Annotated in this window: 16 protein-coding genes and 1 tRNA gene; 16 read left to right on the forward strand and 1 reads right to left on the reverse strand. The window is 31.5% G+C overall.

Features of this window, described 5'->3' with window-relative positions:
- Position 1 precedes the first annotated feature (1 nt).
- The 6 genes from AC2D8I_RS11315 to AC2D8I_RS11340 all read left to right on the forward strand — a co-directional run bounded on the left by AC2D8I_RS11315 (position 2) and on the right by AC2D8I_RS11340 (position 7,162).
- Positions 2-1,168 (forward strand): formimidoylglutamase, encoded by a 1,167-nt coding sequence (locus tag AC2D8I_RS11315; protein WP_484706121.1) that lies wholly within the window; start codon positions 2-4, stop codon positions 1,166-1,168.
- A 169-nt stretch (positions 1,169-1,337) separates the two neighbouring features.
- On the forward strand, positions 1,338-2,720 hold the full coding sequence (porK, locus tag AC2D8I_RS11320; protein ID WP_484706140.1) for a T9SS ring complex lipoprotein PorK/GldK: 1,383 nt from the start codon (positions 1,338-1,340) through the stop codon (positions 2,718-2,720).
- Between the two features lie 69 nt (positions 2,721-2,789).
- The gene (gene porL / locus AC2D8I_RS11325) at positions 2,790-3,425 is read left to right on the forward strand and encodes a type IX secretion system motor protein PorL/GldL (protein WP_484706122.1); all 636 of its coding nucleotides are present in this window, start codon (positions 2,790-2,792) and stop codon (positions 3,423-3,425) included.
- Between the two features lie 44 nt (positions 3,426-3,469).
- Positions 3,470-5,044 carry a type IX secretion system motor protein PorM/GldM gene (gene porM, locus AC2D8I_RS11330; RefSeq protein ID WP_484706123.1) on the forward strand — a complete coding sequence of 525 codons (1,575 nt, stop codon included), beginning with the start codon at positions 3,470-3,472 and terminating at the stop codon, positions 5,042-5,044.
- Positions 5,045-5,080: 36 nt separating this feature from the next.
- Positions 5,081-5,980, forward strand: a complete 900-nt coding sequence (gene porN / locus AC2D8I_RS11335) for a type IX secretion system ring subunit PorN/GldN (protein ID WP_484706124.1) — start codon at positions 5,081-5,083, stop codon at positions 5,978-5,980.
- A 141-nt stretch (positions 5,981-6,121) separates the two neighbouring features.
- Entirely contained in the window at positions 6,122-7,162 is a 1,041-nt protein-coding gene (locus AC2D8I_RS11340) for an NAD(P)/FAD-dependent oxidoreductase (protein WP_484706125.1), read from the forward strand.
- A gap of 13 nt (positions 7,163-7,175) precedes the next feature.
- On the opposite strand, the gene AC2D8I_RS11345 is transcribed toward AC2D8I_RS11340, so the two are convergent.
- Positions 7,176-7,556, reverse strand: a complete 381-nt coding sequence (locus tag AC2D8I_RS11345; RefSeq protein ID WP_484706126.1) for a DUF983 domain-containing protein — start codon at positions 7,554-7,556, stop codon at positions 7,176-7,178.
- A gap of 153 nt (positions 7,557-7,709) precedes the next feature.
- Between AC2D8I_RS11345 and AC2D8I_RS11350 the strand changes: the two genes are divergently transcribed.
- The 10 genes from AC2D8I_RS11350 (at position 7,710) to AC2D8I_RS11395 (ending at position 15,049) form a co-directional block, all read left to right on the forward strand.
- Positions 7,710-9,620: an ABC-F family ATP-binding cassette domain-containing protein gene (locus AC2D8I_RS11350; protein ID WP_484706127.1), complete on the forward strand. Its 1,911-nt coding sequence runs from the start codon at positions 7,710-7,712 to the stop codon at positions 9,618-9,620.
- A gap of 91 nt (positions 9,621-9,711) precedes the next feature.
- Positions 9,712-10,239 carry a hypothetical protein gene (locus AC2D8I_RS11355; RefSeq protein ID WP_484706128.1) on the forward strand — a complete coding sequence of 176 codons (528 nt, stop codon included), beginning with the start codon at positions 9,712-9,714 and terminating at the stop codon, positions 10,237-10,239.
- Positions 10,240-10,341: 102 nt separating this feature from the next.
- On the forward strand, positions 10,342-10,476 hold the full coding sequence (locus tag AC2D8I_RS11360) for a hypothetical protein (protein WP_484706129.1): 135 nt from the start codon (positions 10,342-10,344) through the stop codon (positions 10,474-10,476).
- A complete protein-coding gene (locus tag AC2D8I_RS11365; protein WP_484706130.1) occupies positions 10,463-10,906 on the forward strand; it encodes a transposase in 444 nt (147 codons plus the stop codon). The genes AC2D8I_RS11360 and AC2D8I_RS11365 overlap by 14 nt, the downstream gene beginning before the upstream one ends.
- 209 nt (positions 10,907-11,115) lie before the next feature.
- Positions 11,116-11,520 carry a hypothetical protein gene (locus AC2D8I_RS11370; protein WP_484706131.1) on the forward strand — a complete coding sequence of 135 codons (405 nt, stop codon included), beginning with the start codon at positions 11,116-11,118 and terminating at the stop codon, positions 11,518-11,520.
- A 468-nt stretch (positions 11,521-11,988) separates the two neighbouring features.
- Positions 11,989-12,061: transfer RNA gene (locus tag AC2D8I_RS11375), tRNA-Met, on the forward strand.
- A 547-nt stretch (positions 12,062-12,608) separates the two neighbouring features.
- The gene (locus tag AC2D8I_RS11380) at positions 12,609-13,226 is read left to right on the forward strand and encodes a hypothetical protein (RefSeq protein ID WP_484706132.1); all 618 of its coding nucleotides are present in this window, start codon (positions 12,609-12,611) and stop codon (positions 13,224-13,226) included.
- Between the two features lie 44 nt (positions 13,227-13,270).
- Positions 13,271-13,624: a hypothetical protein gene (locus tag AC2D8I_RS11385; protein ID WP_484706133.1), complete on the forward strand. Its 354-nt coding sequence runs from the start codon at positions 13,271-13,273 to the stop codon at positions 13,622-13,624.
- 187 nt (positions 13,625-13,811) lie between these two features.
- Positions 13,812-14,135 (forward strand): hypothetical protein, encoded by a 324-nt coding sequence (locus AC2D8I_RS11390; protein ID WP_484706134.1) that lies wholly within the window; start codon positions 13,812-13,814, stop codon positions 14,133-14,135.
- A complete protein-coding gene (locus AC2D8I_RS11395; protein ID WP_484706135.1) occupies positions 14,132-15,049 on the forward strand; it encodes a hypothetical protein in 918 nt (305 codons plus the stop codon). The genes AC2D8I_RS11390 and AC2D8I_RS11395 overlap by 4 nt, the downstream gene beginning before the upstream one ends.
- The last annotated feature ends 140 nt before the right edge of the window (positions 15,050-15,189 follow it).

A 15,189-nucleotide genomic window follows, 5' to 3' on the forward strand; every position in this document is an offset into this window, starting at 1 on the left:
TATGAATTTTAATTTCTTATCGCCTGTTTCAGATATAGTCTTAGCCCATAACGAGTTACTGCCTATGCAAGCAATGGGGCGAAAATTGAAAATTCACGCTTTGCAAAATGAAATCCCAGATTTAGAAGATGTTTCTGTCGCAATTATAGGTGTTTTAGAAAATAGAAATGATGTTAATTATATAGGGGAATCATTCGAATTGAATGAAATAAGAAAGTCTTTTTATTCACTATTTCCTGGGAGTTGGAATACTACAATAGCAGATTTAGGTAATATTAATGCAGGAGAATCTGTAGAAGATACTTATTTTGCTCTAAAGACTACCGTTTCCATATTAATCCAAAAAAAAATCATTCCCATTATATTAGGAGGAAGTCAAGATCTTACCTATGCGATCTATCGTGCTTACGATAATTTGATTCCTATGGTAAATATTGTGAATGTAGATTCTAAGTTTGACCTAGGAGATTCTACCAAACCTATAAAAAATACAAGTTTTGTAGGAAAGATTATATTAGATCAGCCATACAATTTATTTAACTATGCAACTTTAGGCTATCAAACCTATTTTAATTCGCAAGAAGAGATCGATTTAATGGAAGCACTGTATTTTGAATCTTATAGATTGGGAGAAGTCTGTAATGACATTACCATTGTTGAGCCTGTAATGAGAGATGCAAATGTAGTTAGTATAGACCTGGGAGTTATTAAAGCCTCAGAATTAAGTTTAAAGCAAAGAACATCCCCAAATGGACTGGATGGAAAAGAAATTTGTGCCGTAGCGCGTTACGCAGGCATAAGTAATAAGCTTACAGCATTTGGAATATATGAGTATAAGCCGTCTTATGATGATGAGGTAACTGCAATGTTAATTGCGCAAATGCTATGGTATTTTATAGAAGGGGTTAATTGCAGAGTTAAAGATGATGACTTTGTTAATGATAATAGTCATCAAAAATTTATTACATTAGCAGACACACAAGAGTTAATATTTTACAAAAGTATGAAAACGGGACGTTGGTGGATAGAGATTCCTTTTTTGTCAAATGTTAATAATAAATTAAAAAAACACACGTTATTACCGTGTACACATCAAGATTATTTGGATGCTTGTAACGGTAAAATACCCGATAGATGGTATAAAGCGTATCAAAAGAACAGTGTTTAATAAAAAGAAAAAAGATTAGCAATTTTAAAGTTCTATCGTTAAAGAGTTTATTTTTGACGATTAAATGTATTTTTTTTTATTAAAAAAGTTGTTTATTAAAAAATATATAAATATGTTTACGCTCTTAAAAATTTAAGAGTAATTAATTAACCTCGAGTTTTCTATGAATATGAAGAAGTTTGTATTATTAACGGCAGTTTTGGCACTTTTAGCAAGTTGTGGCTCTAAAGATAAGGGTCAGTTGGTAGGTGTTAAAGGGAAGAAGTGGCATCCAGAAAAACCTTATGGGATGACTCTCGTTCCAGGTGGAGCATTTACAATGGGTAAAGCTGATGATGATTTAGCTGGTATTCAAGATGCCCCGGCAAAGACAGTTACAGTCGCAGCATTTTATATGGATGAAACGGAAATCACTAATAGTGAGTACCGTCAATTTGTGGAGTGGGTTAGAGATTCTACGATAAGAACAAGACTGGCAATTTTGGCCGATGAGGTTGGGGAAACAGATCCTGAGTCTGGTGGGATTGCACAGTTCGCATTTAAAGATGCAGATACTACAGGAATTAGTGTCTATGAAAAATATATGATGGATAACTATAGTGGTCTAGGTGAAACGGGCTACGAAGGACGAAAATTAAATCACGATATTGACTTGATTTTTGATACAGCAGATTATCCAGATGAATATTATGTGGAGGTTATGGATACAATGTATCTTCCTCTTGAGGAATCTTATAACGGCCAACGTACTTGGGATGTTCGTAAGTTTAAATTCCAATATACTTATATGGATATTCAGAAAGCAGCAAACAATAGAAAATTGAGTCGTAAAGATGTTATTGTAACAGAAGAAGTTGAGGTTTATCCAGATACGACTTCTTGGATTAGAGATTTTGCTTACTCTTATAATGAGCCAATGCACAACGATTATTTTTGGCATGATGCTTACAGTGATTATCCTGTAGTTGGTGTGACTTGGGAACAAGCTAAAGCTTTTTGTGAATGGAGAACATTATACCACAATACGTATAGAAAAGAAAAAGGCGTACATAATGTAAGTCGCTATACACTTCCATCGGAAGCTCAATGGGAATATGCTGCAAGAGGCGGATTACAAGGTGCTACTTTTCCATGGGGAGGACCTTATGCAAAGACTGATAGAGGTTGTTTTATGGCAAACTTTAAACCTTTACGTGGGGATTACTCTGCAGATCAAGCATTGTATACTGTAGAAGCAGATTCTTATGAGCCAAATGATTATAACTTATATAATATGGCTGGAAATGTTTCAGAATGGGTGAACTCATCATACGATCCGTCATCATATGAGTTTGCATCTACAATCAATCCTAGTGTTAACGATAAAAATAATCAACGTAAAGTGATTAGAGGAGGATCTTGGAAAGATGTAGCTTACTTCCTTCAAGTTAGTACAAGAGATTATGAATATGCAGATTCTGCTAGATGTTATATAGGATTTAGAACCATTCAAGATTATATGGGAACAGATGTAACAGCGAATGCAACTAATGGCACTAATGCAAGACACTAAAAACGAAACAAAATATTACCTACTAAAAATAACATAAATTAAAAATTAACTACTTAAAAATTAGAAATTATGGCACAGAAAGGGAAAATTTCATCAATGAATATGGTCTATGGACTTGGAGCAGCAATCGTTATTATTGGCGCTTTATTTAAAATCCAACACTGGCCTTATGGTTCACTTATTTTAACACTAGGTATGATTGTGGAAGCTGTGGTATTTACAATTTCAGCATTTGAAAGACAAGCGGGAGATTTAGATTGGTCTTTAGTATACCCAGAATTATCAGGTGGCGCATCAACTACAAAAAAAGCTAAGAAAGAAGAGCCTAAAGATGCAGAAGGATTATTATCTAAAAAATTAGACAGTTTATTAAAGGAAGCTAAAATTGATGGCGAATTAATGCAAAGTTTAGGAACTAGTATTAAAAACTTCGAAGGAGCTGCAAAAGGAATTTCACCTACAGTAGATTCTATAGCTGCAACAAAAAAATATGGAGAGGAAATGTCTCTAGCTGCTGCACAAATGGAATCATTAAACAGTTTATATAAAGTGCAAATGGAAAGTGCTAATCGTCAGGCTGCTATAAATGAGGAAGCTGTAGAAAATGCGGCAAAATTAAAAGAGCAAATGCAATCTTTAGCATCTAACTTGTCATCTTTAAATGGTGTATATGGAGGAATGTTATCTGCAATGAACAAAAACTAATTAGAAGTTAGTATAAATTTTAATAACTAAAAAACTAATTAGAAATGGCAGGAGGAAAACAGTCCGCAAGGCAGAAAATGATTAACCTGATGTATTTGGTATTTATTGCAATGATTGCAATGACAATGTCAAAAGAAGTATTATCTGCATTTGGGTTAATGAATGTGAAATTTGATAATGCTAATGAATTGGCAGCTGTATCAAATGATGGGATTCTTAATCAATTAACAAAAAAAGCAGAAGAGAAGCCTGAAGATTTTGCTGTAGTTGCTAGTAAAGCACAACAAATAAGTAAGGTTTCTAACGAATTTTACGACTTTTTAGCTAATGTTAAAGAAGAAGACATTATTACAAAAGGAGGATACGAAAGAGATGAGAATGGTGTGTTACCATACGAATCTATGGATAAAGGCGATAAGCTTAATGAACTATGGTTTACAGGAGATCGTTTAACCAAAAGAGGTGATGAAATAATGGCAGCCATTAACAAATATAAAGATGATATTAAAGGTATTGTTGGAAATGATGTTAAGTGGAGTAAAGTTATTGCTAGCTTCGATGGGCGTTTTAATTTAGAAGATGTTACCGATGGTGAAGGAGTAAAGAAAAAATGGTTGGACTATCACTTCCAAGGATTTCCTGCGATTGCTTCTTACACGAAATTAACAGCTATGCAAAACGATATTAAAGCAACAGAAACGAATATGTACAATGGCTTTTTAGGGAATCTTGTTACTGAAGCTGTATCTTTAAAGAACTATAAAGCTATAGTATTGGCAGATAAATCTGCGTTTTTTGCAGGAGAGAAATTCCAAGGACGTGTTGTATTGGGTAAATATGCTAATGTAACACCAACTAAATTAATGGTGCAAGGTAAAGAAATAGACTTGACTACAGCCATTGATTCTACAGGTGCAGCAACATTAGATTTTAATGTTGGTAATGTTGGAGAACATGATGTTAAAGGACAATTTACATTTTTGGAAGATGGCGAACCATTAGATATTCCTATTGTAGGGAACTATGTAGTAGTGCCTAGACCAAATTCAGCAACCATCTCTGCAGACAAGATGAATGTAGTTTATCGTGGTGTTGTAAACCCTATGACAATTTCTTTTGCAGGTGTACCAGACAATAAAGTATCTGCAAGTGCTCCAGGATTGAAAAAAGGATCTGGAGTTGGTAAATATAATATGATACCAACAACAGGTAGAGAGGTTACTATTAATGTTAGCGCAACTTTAGACGATGGTTCTAAAGCTTCAGACAAGCAAACATTTAGAATTAAAGATATTCCACAACCTTACGGAAAAATAGCAGGTAAAACAGGCGCATTTAAATTACCAAGAAAAAATGTTGAAATTGGAAAAGTACTTGCCGATTTTGGAAGTGACTTTGATTTCGATTTACCTTTAAGAGTTACAGGGTTTAAATTTAAAGTACCAGGACAACCAAGTGTAACGGTTCAAGGAAACAAGCTTAATGGTCAAGCTAAAGCTGCTTTACGTAAAGCAAAAAGAGGCGCATCTGTACAAATTTTTGATATTAAGTCTAAAGCTACAGGGAAGTCACTTAAAGTTAAACCAGCAGCACCGATTATAGTAACTTTGTCTAACTAGTCGAAATTTGTAATTAAAAAATTAAATTATTTTAGAATGAATTATAAATCATTATTATCAGTCGTTTTTGGTGTGTGTTTAGTATCAAGCACATTTGCCCAGACTAACATATTAAACGCCAAAAGCCCTTCTGAAATAGGAGTTAGAACTGAAGCACAGAAGGAAATAGACAATGATAAACCTTTGGAATATGGTTATGTGGATGATAGAGATGTTATGTTCGCTAAAATAACATGGGAAAAAATTATCCTTGATGAGCGTGTTAATTTTCCACTGTACTATCCTGTAGATACAAATAATATAGGAAGTAACAGACGTTCTTTGTACGATGTTTTGACTAAGGCTGTAAAAACTGGAAAGATCAAAAAAATCTATAATGATTCTTACTTTACAGGATTACGAACTAAAGAAGAATTAGCAGATATCACTTCTAAAATAGATACATTAGATGTTGGTTATGATCAATTCAATGCAGATGGTTTTGTTGATAAAGAATACATTACAGAAAGAACAATAGCATCTTATGATGTAAGCGCATACTTAATAAAAGGAATGTGGTATTTTGACAAGCGTCAAGGCGAAATGAAGTATCGATTATTAGGGATTGCTCCAGCAGCACCAGATGTTAACTTTATCGATTCTAATGACGAAGCAAATAAAGAACCAAATGCATTATACTGGGTCTTTTTCCCAGATGCTAGAGAGGTATTACACGAAGCAAGATCTTTTAATTCTAAAAATACTGCAATGCCTTTTTCTTTCGACTATATTTTAAACTCTAGACGTTTTAGCAGTATTATTTATAAGGAAGAAAATGTATACGGTGATAGAGAAGTACATGAGTATATTGCTGAAAATTCACTAATGCAATTGTTAGAATCTGATAGAATTAAGGATAAGATTAGAAATTTTGAATTGGATATGTGGTCTTACTAGACTCATAATCTATATAATTTATTTAGGCGCTCACTTTTTAGTGAGCGTCTTTTTTTTGTAATTTTTTATTTGAAGTCAAAGTAGAATAGAGAAAGGAGTATCTTAGCAAGACGAACACAATTATCAAAAAAATAAAAATAAATGGATTTAGATTACCTAATAGTAGGCTGTGGTATGGCAGGAATTGCTTTTTGTGAGACATTGATCTCAAATAATAAATCCTTTGTTGTTTTCGATAATAATTCACAACATGCTTCAACAGTAGCAGGTGGGTTATATAACCCAGTAATCTTAAAACGGTTTTCAAGTGTTTGGAAAAGTGAAACGCAATTAAACTTAGCCTTGCCTATGTATAAGGACATCGAATCGCGTTTAAATATTACATTAGATCATAAAACCCCAGTTTATAGACGATTTACCTCTATAGAAGAGCAAAATGATTGGTTTGCAGCCTCAGACAAGCCTAAATTAAGCACATACTTGTCTCCTAAAGTGCTTAAAAATGAAAATAAAGCAATACATGCCGATTATGGTTTTGGCGAAGTTTTAGGTACCGGACGTATCGATACGAAAGTGCTCATTAGTCATTATCGTACATATCTAAAGGAAAGCAATAGATTAATTCAAGATGCTTTTAACTACGAGGTGTTAGTTTGTGAAAATAACAAGGTAAATTATAACTCTTTAAGCGCAAAGTATATTGTTTTTGCAGAAGGTTTTGGTATGAAAAAGAACCCTTTTTTTAATGATTTACCCTTAAAAGAAGTTAAAGGCGAACTATTAACAATCCATGCTCCAAAATTAAAAATGAACTTTGTTATGAAGTCTAGTGTATTTATAATACCTATAGGAAAAGATCTCTATACAGTTGGTTCTACATACGATTGGAAAGATAAAACAGATACAATAACACAAAAAGCTAGAGAAACGCTTTTAAATAAGCTTAAAACGCTTATAAATTGCGAATTCACTATAGTGAAACAAGTCGCAGGTATTAGGCCAACAGTAAAAGACAGAAGGCCGCTTGTAGGAGCACATAAAACTCATCAGTGTATGTATATCCTTAACGGCTTAGGAACAAGAGGTATAATGATTGGGCCTTATGTCGCAAAGGCATTATATAATCATATCGAAAAAGGAGAAAATTTAAACACAGAAATTGATATAAAACGTTTTAATTAAATTAAACGAAATATTATTCAGATTTTGATTTATCATAACTCATAAACAGATTAATCCATATATTTCTTGAAAGACGCATAATTACTGGCATAAAAGCAATTAAAGTAACCACAATAGCGCCAAAAGCAAATTTTAAACTTGCGCCTAAAAAGAGATGGCTAATAACAAAAGCAGCCACTGCAAAAGCAATACCTAAGCCATAACTTACATACATAGAACCATAGAAAAAAGAAGGTTCGATTTTGTACTTCGTATTACAATGACTACAACGTTCATGCATCACTAAGGCTTCACGAAGCACGTAAGGGTTCGTGTTTTTATACATAGATTCTTTGTGGCACTTAGGGCAAACCCCTTTTAAAATACCGTATAATTTCGATCCTTTTTTAAACATATAAATTAATGTACTTTTGCATTCTCAAAAGAGAAATAATATCTTGATTACATAATCAAGGTTTCAGTCAAATTAGTATCCCATTAAGATCGGGATATAAATACAAAGTTAGGTTTTATCAATTTAATACCTAGTAACAATAGCCATAATTATATGCTTAATATTCATAATTTATCAATATCATTTCAAGGCGAATACTTATTCGAGGACATTACTTTTAAGTTGGGTAATGGTGACAGAGTGGGACTTATAGGGAAAAACGGTGCCGGTAAGTCAACCATGTTAAAAATTCTAGCTAAAGACCTTGAGCCAGATTCAGGACAAATAGCTGCAGACAAAACCTTGAAAATTGGATTCTTGAAACAAGATATAGATTTTATACTAGGGCGTACCGTTTTAGAAGAGTCTTACCAAGCTTTTACAGAAATAAAAGCATTGGAATCCAAAATGGAAGAGATTAATACGCAATTAGCAGAACGAACGGATTATGAAAGTGAATCGTATAACCAATTGATGATTGATTTGAATGAAATACAGCATCAATATGAAATATTAGGAGGATATAATTATCAAGGAGAAACAGAAAAAATACTTCAAGGCTTAGGCTTTAAGCGTGAGGATTTTAATAAGCTAACCGATACTTTTTCTGGCGGATGGCGAATGCGTATAGAATTAGCAAAATTGCTATTGCAAAATAACGATATCCTTTTATTGGATGAGCCTACCAATCACTTAGATATAGAATCTATAATCTGGTTAGAAGGGTTTTTGAGAAACTATTTTGGAGCAGTCGCTATTGTGTCGCACGATAAAATGTTTTTGGATAATGTTACAAATCGGACTATTGAAATCTCCTTAGGGCGTATTTACGACTATCCTAAACCTTATTCAAAATATTTGGTTTTGAGAGAGGAAATAAGAACCCAACAATTGGCCTCGCAAAAAAATCAGCAAAAACAAATTGAGCAAACAGAAAAACTCATTGAAAAATTTAGAGCAAAAGCATCTAAAGCAACAATGGCACAATCGCTCATTAAAAAATTAGATAAGATTGACCGTATTGAAGTTGACGAAGACGATAATAGTGTTATGACGTTAAATTTTCCAATATCGATAATACCAGGGAAAGTCGTGGTTGAAACCAAAGCAATTTCTAAAAGCTATGGCGATAAAAAAGTATTATCGGAAATAGACTTAATGATAGAGCGTGATATTAAAACAGCTTTTGTTGGACAAAACGGACAAGGGAAATCTACATTAGCGAAGATTTTAGTCGGTGATATTAAGTATGATGGAGATTTAAAGTTGGGGCATAATGTTCAAATTGGATATTTTGCACAAAATCAAGCTGAATATTTAGATGGTAATAAAACCGTTTTAGAGACTATGATCGATGCTGCAAATGAGACAAATAGAAGTAAAGTTAGAGATATTCTAGGTTCTTTTTTGTTTAGAGGATCAGAAGCCGAGAAATATGTTAGAGTACTATCTGGTGGAGAACGTAACCGTTTAGCATTAGCAAAACTAATGTTACAACCGTTTAATGTTCTTATAATGGATGAGCCTACCAATCATTTAGATATTAAATCAAAAAATGTATTAAAAGAAGCTTTACTGCGTTTTGAAGGGACGCTTATTTTGGTTTCTCATGATAGAGATTTTTTACAAGGGCTAACAGATACAGTATATGAGTTTAAAGATGAAAAAATAAAGGAGTATTTAGGCGATATAGATTATTATTTGGAACAACGTAAAGTTGAAAATCTTAGAGAAGTCGAGAAAAGAACAGTTATAAAAGAAACACCAAAAGAAAAGAATAAACAATCTTATGAATCTCAAAAGAAAATAAAATCACTCCATAATAAATTGAGTAATACAGAGTCTCAAATTAATCAACTGGAGAAGGAAATAAAAGCGATAGATGTCGAATTAGCAACAAATTACGATGCTGTTGTTTCAGACAAAGAGTTTTTTGCTAAATACCAAAAAAAGAAAGATAAATTAGAAGCATTAATGGAGAAGTGGGAAGGTGTACAAATGGAAATAGAGGCTTTTGGATTTTGAATTTAAATTTTTAAAGTGTATTTCGTCGAAAAAATTTGTTTTTAAGCGTGTGGTTAGATAATTTTGGGCGTAACCTTACCAAGCCTACTATATGAAAACCCTTAAATTCACATTAATGTTCTTATTCGCATCTACATTAACTTATGCTAATGTGCCTAAAAAAGAAAAAGAAGCTTTAGTTGCATTATACAATGCAACACAAGGCGAACATTGGAATAATAAATGGGATGTAAATACTAATGTAGCGACCTGGTATGGGGTAACTGTCGAACAAAATAAGGTTGTAGAAATAAACTTGGCTCATAATAACCTTTACGGAAAAATACCAGCGGAAATAGGAAATTTAGAACACCTAAGAAAAATTAACTTAAAATTAAATAAGCTAGAAGGGGATTTACCTGAAGAATTAAGTCACTTGAGTCATTTAGAAACGCTCATCTTATCTGAAAATAAATTAACAGGGGTTTTACCATTACAGTTAAATCACCTTAAAAAATTAAATACATTATTGATTAGCGATAATAAGTTATCTATAGATTATAAAAATGTATCTAACGACAAATCTAGTATCGAAAAAATGTTACTTATTACTCCAAAAGCGAAGACTTATATTGTTTAAAAGAAATAAATTAGACAATCATTTTATGGAATTTTAAAAAAAGGCTATCCAAAAAGGATAGCTTTTTTTTGCAAATTTTCAAGCTGCTTTATAACTTTAAGAATGAGCAGAAAAGTGATTTTTAAGACTCACCATCAAGATCAGTTAAGTCTTTTACCGCCAAGTTATGATGATTTAGTTCCAGCTAATCATCCAGTTCGTATTGTAAACACCATTATTGACCATGTTGCTTATTAGTGCTTTAGAAAAAAGTTGCAAAGCTGGTGGCACATCGCGTTATCATCCACGGATGTTACTTAAGGTTATTATTTATGCCTATTTGCGTAATCTATATTCATCACGTAAGATAGAACAAGCTTTGCGTGAGAACATTCATTTTATGTGGCTCAGCGGACAAAGTAAACCAGACCATAATACTATAAACGCTTTTCGAGGGAAACGCCTTCAAGGCCATTTAAAGAAAATATTTCATCAGGTTGTTTTACTTTTAGCAGAACAAGGGGTGGTTAGTTTAAAAAATATTTTTGTAGATGGCACCAAGATAGAAGCTAATGCCAATCGTTATACTTTTGTATGGGGCAAGCGTATAAAAACCTCTAAAGCACGTATAGATAAGCAATTAAGAACACTTTGGTCTTATGTAGAAAAAGTTTATAAAAACGAGTAACATCCCCCCAACACGGTCAGTTAAAACCAGCTTATAATCTTCAAGCCTCAACCAATAATCAATAGCTTACCAATTACACACTAGCCCAAACCACAGCAGATACGGCTACTTTAAAAGACCATGTCAACGACCATATTGAAAACGATCAACAGACTCCAGAAACACTTACCGCAGATGCAGGATATGGCAGTGAAGAAAACTACACCGACTTGGAAAACAAAGACATTACAGCTTACGTAAAATACAATTACTTCCATAAAGAACAGCAAGACAAAAACAAAGGAAAGACAAATCCATTCCATCCAGACCAGTTACACTACCATAAAGATACGGACACTTATTATTTCCCAATGGGTCAAGCCTTAACCAATATAGGCAACTATAAAAAGAAAACAAAAAATGGTTTTGAGCAAACTATACATCGCTATCAAGCTCAGAACCGTAACGCCTGCCCGCTTAGAAGCCTATGCCATAAATCCAAGTACAATCGTATTATAGAACGTAATTACAATCTCATGCGATTAAAAGCTAAAGCCAAAGCATTACTCATAAGCGAAAAAAGGCATAGCCAAAAGAAAACAACGTTGTTGGGATGTAGAAGCTGTTTTTGGTAACATCAAACAAAATATGAACTTCAAACGGTTTATGTTAGTTAAGAGGGATGGAAAAGGTCAATGTGCAAATAGGGCTAATTGCAATGGCTCACAACCTTAAAAAGTAAAGCTAGCTTATATGGCTAAACTAGCTTTACTTTTTAGACGACCTCTTATTTTGTTTTTTTAGATAAGAAATTAATTCACCGAGCGAAAACATCATGAAATAGCACTTTTAACCCTATATTTCATAAAATATAAGTTGCAAGTCTACCTATAATCTTAATTAAAAATACTAGAACGATTACTTAGGTATATTTCTTTTAAACATAACTGTCTTGTTTTTATTTAGTTATATATTTATTGTGTTTTTTTTATAAATAATGCTTGTAATATATAAAAAGGGTTGTATATTTGCACTCACGAAACAACGCGGTCAGTATTATGAGCTGAGAGTTTAAAGCTAAGTTGTGTATTTCGAAATAAAATCGCGGGATAGAGCAGTAGGTAGCTCGTCGGGCTCATAACCCGAAGGTCACTGGTTCGAGTCCAGTTCCCGCTACTAAATTAGAAGTCAATTATTTGTAAATCAGATAATTGGCTTTTTTTATTCCCGAAATCCTCCCGAATATTTTTGTTTACACTTATTTTGTTCAATTATTGTTATTTGGGTTTTCATATAAGTTCATTGTATTTCATTATAGATTTTCTTTTAAAACAGTTATGTGATTAGAAAATTTGAAAATGAAGTCATAGGGGGTGTAATCAAAAACAAGCTTTAAATAATGATTGTGTTGTATAGTAGATAGACTAACAATCACTCTTTTAATTTTTATAGGACTATGTTTTTTTCTAAAACCAATTTGAAGCAAATCAAGGGTTATAAACTCTTTTTGTAATAAAAACATTAATTCTATATAAAGTGTCTTTCCCTACAAAAAACATATATGCGTACGTAGGTTGTAATTAGATACGATATTTAGTGATTTTTTTGACTTAATAAATAACTGTTTTATTGGGTTTTGACATGGGTGCTCTCTCTTTTACTCTTTTAAAATGCAATCTTTAAATTTATTATAACTTTATAGATTATAAATATTGTTTCATAAATGAATAATAGAAAAATTAACATAGAATTGATTAAGGGAGGAATAGATGGCTTTGTTTTTATTGTTTGTAATTATATAAAATGTAATAATAGATCCCTTATTAAAAAACAAATTTTGAAATCAGATGATATTACTATTAAAGGACTAGAGAATTTTGATGTAATGGATTTAGCTGATGTTGTAAGATATATTTCAGAAGGAGTTTTACAAAACTATGACGAATCTGATTATGTTAAAGAAGCTTTAAAAGGAGATATTATGCTTTTTGGAGGTGGAGATACTAATTTAGAGAAATGCCAAAATTTTATTTTAAAATCAGGTTTAGAAGATGAAGAAAAAGAAAGTTTACTAAAAGAATTACAAAAAAGTGAATTTCATTATAGTCTTTTTGAGTTGTTTAGGGGGATTTTTATTGACGACTATCCTGATTTTTATAAAGCAATTTCTTTTGTAAAAGATTTTTCTATTGAAAAGGAATTTAGGTTAACGCAACTAAATAGTATTTTTTTAGAACTCAATAAAGCAATTAGTAATAATAAAGAGCTTATTGATATTGATACACCAAGTCATATAAAAGATTGCGCAAAAATAGCTAATAAGTGCTATGAACATTTTTAAGTACAATTAATAAGGATCTTTCTGGCTATGTTAGCGAATTAAATTTGGGATATTTGGACGATGTTAATATATCTAAAAAAAATGTTATTAGTAAACTAATCAATAAATCAACTAAAGAATTATTTGATGCTTATGAGGATAAATTAGTTTCTCTAAAGTTTTTGTCTGGAGATAGAAACAATTGGTTGAAAGGTTCGGCAGATTTAGTAAGGTTCTATAATTACTGCGAACGTCAAGAAATTATAAATAGAGCTTATAAAAATAAATCAAGAGGAATGAAACTTTTACGAGAGCTCTATAATTATTTTGAAAACGAAACCATTGATTCTCCTAGGAGTAAAAGGTTAAAACAAGATGAAGGTAGTGTAGGGCAATTTAATTTTTTAGATATTATTTAATTAAGTCCATTTTTAGTCTATTAAGAAAATTTTATGATTCTGTTTTTTAATTACAACTGCCCTGTATTATGAATGTTTTATACTGTTTCATAAAGTCTACATTTATTGGGGTTTTTTAAAGTCATTGTTTTTTTGCTTCATAAAGCGATAAGATGAGCTTATTGTTAATAAGTAAGATGTAAGTTAAATGACTTTAAAAGAACAACAATTTGTACAATGTTTTCAATTGTCAATGGAAGATTTGAAAATAATTATTAAAGAAGCAGTTAAAGCTGTTATTCCTCCAATCCCACCAATTAACGATTCAATCTCTATTTTGTCTCCTAGTGATTCAAATTCTGATGATGACTTATTAAGTCCTAAAGATGTTATGGGGATTTTAAAAATTTCTTCCACGACATTATGGAGGTTTAATAGAGATAGTATTATTAAGCCTAAAAATAAGATTGGAAGAAAAGTCTATTATTCTAAAAAAGAGGTGTATAATTTTATAAATAATACTGCTCAATGATAGATTTAATTAAATACTTTGTCCTAGAGAAAGATGATTTTGTAAGTACTATAAAAGACTCTGACAAAGTAGATTTAAAAGTATGTGTTAACTATAATACAGGAGAGTTTCTAAATAAGATGAATGCAAACTACAACAATATGTTTGTTGAAATCACAGATAATCGAGCATCATTAAAAGGTAGCTTGCACAAATATTTTAATACTATAGAAGGTTTTGGTAGCCATAATCATAATGATTTTAGTTTTTGTGACTTTGAGTATGCTATAAACCATTTACAGGATGAATTTGGAATAGATAAAAGCAACACTAAAATCACAAATTTAGAGTTCGGGTTAAATATTGAAATAGACAGAGACCCCCAAAATCTGATAGATAAGCAAATCTTAATGTATAATTATAAGCTGCCTAATAGAAATGAAAAATTTTATGGTAAAGGGGATTTTATAGAATTTAAAACAACTGATTATAGTCTGAAAATCTATAATAAATCAAAACAGTATAAATTAAACGATAGGCATATTTTAAGAGTAGAATTGAAAATAACTAAATCAAGATATTTAGTTAATCATTTTAATATAAACTCAATAACTGATTTAGATAACAAAAGATTTTACCTTTTGTTTAAAAAACTTTTAGAACACTTCAATAAATTAATGATAATAGACTCTTTAGATTTATTTAATAGTGATGATATTGAAGACAGAGTATTATTTAAGCTTGGTACTAATCCATATCATTGGTTAGAATTAAATGAGAATAGTAAAAGGAAAATGAAGTTTAAAAGAAAGTTTAATACACTTTTAAAGGATTATGATTTGGTTAAAACTAAAACCTATTTACGGTTGTGTTTAGAAAGTAAGTTCAATCAATTAATAAATTGTAATTGTGATGTGCTTAAAAATGTGGCTTAAACTAGAAGGACTAATTGTAAGTAGTTATATAGCTTGGGCAGTATCTCATAAACTGTGTAAGTTTAAAAATCTCGGGGTTTAATTCACCCTCGAGATTTTTTTATTTATTAACTTTAACACATTTATGAAACCAGAAGATT

The organism is Lacinutrix sp. YIN62, assembly GCF_057219185.1.